Raw genomic sequence first — 2,906 nt, 5'->3', positions numbered from 1 at the left:
ATTTACTTTTACATATGGAATTTACTTATTCACTCAACCCTCTGCAAGATTGAGAATGTAGGATTACAATACATGTGTTACAACTGAATAATTAAAAAGCGGAAATACCTTTTCTGTGTTATGCTTTAAGCTACCAAACCTAAACATTTAAGAAAGGAAGTATTCCCGCATGGCAAGTATAACACAAGATATGAGGTATCGTCTATCCCTGATCCGTTTCGCCGAAAAATATGGTGTCTCAAAAACAGCAATTAAATATAAGACAAACCGCCAGTATATTTATCGTTGGAAGCGCCGCTATGACGGCACAATAGAGTCTCTCCGCGATCGTTCACGCCGTCCCCATCACCATCCCAATCAGCATACACCTGAAGAAATCAAGCTGATCCAAGATATGCGTAGGCGCAATCCCCATTCTGGTCTGGTTGTCTTTTGGGTCAAACTTATGCAGCGCGGTTATAAACGTTCCATCCCAGGATTGTATCGTTTTCTGAAGAAACAGGGAATCTTGGCTCAAAAACTTCCGAATCCCAAATATATTCCGAAGCCTTATGAGCAGATGAAATATCCCGGACAGCGTATCCAGGTCGATGTGAAATTCGTTCCTGCATGTTGTCTTGTCAATAATGCGAAAGGAAAGAAATTCTATCAGTATACCGCCATTGATGAGTACTCCCGCTGGCGGTATGTGGAAGCTTTTTGAAGAACACAGCACCTATTCATCCGCACAGTTCCTCAAGCATCTGATCCAACGCTTTCCTATGCCAATCGAATGCGTTCAGACAGACAACGGCGTGGAGTTTACAAAGCGCTTTTCCACTTCCGGCAAAGAAACATTGACTTTATTCCAACGGACTTTAAAAGAACTTGGCATCCAACATAAACTGATCCGACCCTTTACACCACGTCATAACGGAAAAGTGGAACGCAGCCACCGCAAGGATAATGAACGTTTTTATACCTCGCATACTTTCTATTCCTTTGAGGATTTTTCCAAGCAGCTTCAAACCTATAACCGTAGGGATTATAACCAGTTTCCCATGAGACCTCTGGGGTGGAAATCACCACAAACTGTTCTGAGGGAATTTATTGATCGGGGTGTAACATATGTTTGACAAACCTACATTTTTAACTGCTCTGCAAGATTGAGAAATGATTGAGATATGAACTGTTTTCAGGCAATCATTCCTCCGAGCATTCCCCCTCCGGCGCACAGCAAAAATGTCACAGCAATATTTGTCACATTCCCTTGAAACGCATGGTATACTCCCAAAGTAATCAGCATAAGCAGGACAAAATATGTTATTCCGGCAAACAGCCCCCATAAGAATTTTCTTTTTCCCGCCAACTTCCCAAGTACAAAACCCGCGGAAAATGTTGAAATCACATAAATTAAAACAATTCCGGCATTGACATTTTGTTCACTCAAACCAAGCTTATAAAGCATCAGCGCCAGTATCAAAAGTAAGAATCCTGTCACAATATAACCACACAAAAGTGATTTCACGAACCAGATCGCCTTTTTCCCAACATTTCCATATTCTTTTGCTTCCATCACAAACCTCCCGTTTCGTATCATCACTAATAAAGCATATGTTTGTCCCGAAAGATTTATGACTGGTGAAAATACTTATTTCCCTCATATTTACCAAGCTGTTCTTGCTGTTATTCCATTTGTCTTCCCAAAAAATCCGCTGCGCTGACGGCAACTCTTTGTTCTACTTCGCCAAAATGTTTTTTCTTATCTTTGTTTAATAAAACGACTGCCCCGATTATATCTCCCGCGCTGATAATAGGAGATATAACTTCATCCTCATATTCATTCATTTCTTCCGTCACTTTTACATATCTGTCATCTCCTTGACACGCCGTTAAAACTTCTCTGTTTCCCAAAACCTGAAGAAACTCTTTTCTTACAAATCTTTCTTCTAAATCTTTTTTACCTGCTCCCGAAACAGCGATAACCTGATCTGTATCTGTAATACACACTGTACACCCCATTGTCTGAGATAAACTTTCCGCATACAATTTTACAGGCATTCCAAATTCACCGATCGGAGAATACTTTTTCAAAATAATTTCGCCTTCTCTGTCAGTAAATATTTCCAAAGGATCTCCCTCGCGTATACGAAGCGTTCTTCTGATTTCTTTCGGAATTACAACTCTGCCGAGATCATCAATTCTTCTTACGATTCCTGTTGCTTTCATAAAAAATCCTCCGTTTTGCAAATTTCTATCTTTATCATATTTCTGTCAATAAAGGTAGTATCTGTAAAACTAAGGTTTTTATGCGTTTCTCCGGCAGGAATACAAAAACGACACTTGTTTTTAAAAAATCAGAACTGATCATTATACAATGTCCATTCTTGAAGAAAATCAAATCATTAATCAGTGTTTCCTTAAATATTTAACCGGCACATATAATTATTAGAATATTTCTGACAAGCCCGACTTTAGCTTGCCTCTGCCGCAAAAAAAGACAACGCCTTTTCAGACGCTGCCTTCTCTCATTCCGTTTGGAAAATATTCTCTTCTTATTTATATCTCGTTTACATATACCTTCAAAACTACATACAAAGAATCTTTTTCATCCTACCCTTACGGGTACCGTCTTTGATAAGCATCTAAAACACAGATGCTAACCAACGACATGTGCCTATCTCCGCTTTGGTTATGCCCTCGACCTATTAGTAACAGTCAGCTCCATGTGTTGCCACACTTCCACCTCTGCCCTATCTACCTCGTCGTCTTCAAGGGGTCTTACTAACTTGACGTTATGGGATATCTCATCTTGAGGGGGGCTTCACGCTTAGATGCCTCAGCGTTATCCCTTCCCGGGCTTGCTACTCTGCTATGCACTGGTATACAAACGATAACTCGCGGCAGTCCACCCCGGTCCTTCTCGT

4 protein-coding genes and 1 other annotated feature (1 of these 5 cut by a window edge) are annotated in these 2,906 nt (G+C 40.4%); of the genes, 2 read left to right on the top strand and 2 right to left on the bottom strand.

Going from position 1 to position 2,906, the window contains the following annotated elements; translation table 11 throughout:
- Positions 1-169: 169 nt before the first annotated feature.
- On the top strand, positions 170-703 hold the full coding sequence (locus RUMTOR_RS13440) for a helix-turn-helix domain-containing protein (protein ID WP_004846355.1): 534 nt from the start codon (positions 170-172) through the stop codon (positions 701-703).
- A gap of 58 nt (positions 704-761) precedes the next feature.
- On the top strand, positions 762-1,115 hold the full coding sequence (locus tag RUMTOR_RS13435) for an integrase core domain-containing protein (protein ID WP_242647686.1): 354 nt from the start codon (positions 762-764) through the stop codon (positions 1,113-1,115).
- 59 nt (positions 1,116-1,174) lie between these two features.
- On the opposite strand, the gene RUMTOR_RS06335 is transcribed toward RUMTOR_RS13435, so the two are convergent.
- Together RUMTOR_RS06335 and spoVT are read right to left on the bottom strand one after the other, a co-directional pair.
- The gene (locus tag RUMTOR_RS06335; protein ID WP_009243477.1) at positions 1,175-1,555 is read right to left on the bottom strand and encodes a TIGR04086 family membrane protein; all 381 of its coding nucleotides are present in this window, start codon (positions 1,553-1,555) and stop codon (positions 1,175-1,177) included.
- A 110-nt stretch (positions 1,556-1,665) separates the two neighbouring features.
- Positions 1,666-2,208, bottom strand: coding sequence for a stage V sporulation protein T (gene spoVT, locus RUMTOR_RS06330; RefSeq protein WP_004846353.1), 543 nt, complete (start codon positions 2,206-2,208; stop codon positions 1,666-1,668).
- Between the two features lie 459 nt (positions 2,209-2,667).
- Positions 2,668-2,906, bottom strand: a sequence feature (23S ribosomal RNA rRNA prediction is too short) (it continues 1,370 nt past the right edge of the window).

The organism is [Ruminococcus] torques ATCC 27756 (genome assembly GCF_000153925.1).
Classification (GTDB): Bacteria; Bacillota; Clostridia; order Lachnospirales; family Lachnospiraceae; genus Mediterraneibacter; species Mediterraneibacter torques.
The sequence above is the reverse complement of the archived record's forward strand: the minus strand, read 5'-3'. Positions and strand labels throughout refer to the sequence as shown.

What these genes read in the sequence shown, in the direction of transcription:
- RUMTOR_RS06335 (WP_009243477.1), bottom strand. Translation starts at nt 1,555, where the DNA reads ATGGAAGCAAAAGAATATGGAAATGTTGGGAAAAAGGCGATCTGGTTC.
- RUMTOR_RS13440 (WP_004846355.1), top strand. Translation starts at nt 170, where the DNA reads ATGGCAAGTATAACACAAGATATGAGGTATCGTCTATCCCTGATCCGT.
- RUMTOR_RS13435 (WP_242647686.1), top strand. Translation starts at nt 762, where the DNA reads ATGCCAATCGAATGCGTTCAGACAGACAACGGCGTGGAGTTTACAAAG.
- spoVT (WP_004846353.1), bottom strand. Translation starts at nt 2,208, where the DNA reads ATGAAAGCAACAGGAATCGTAAGAAGAATTGATGATCTCGGCAGAGTT.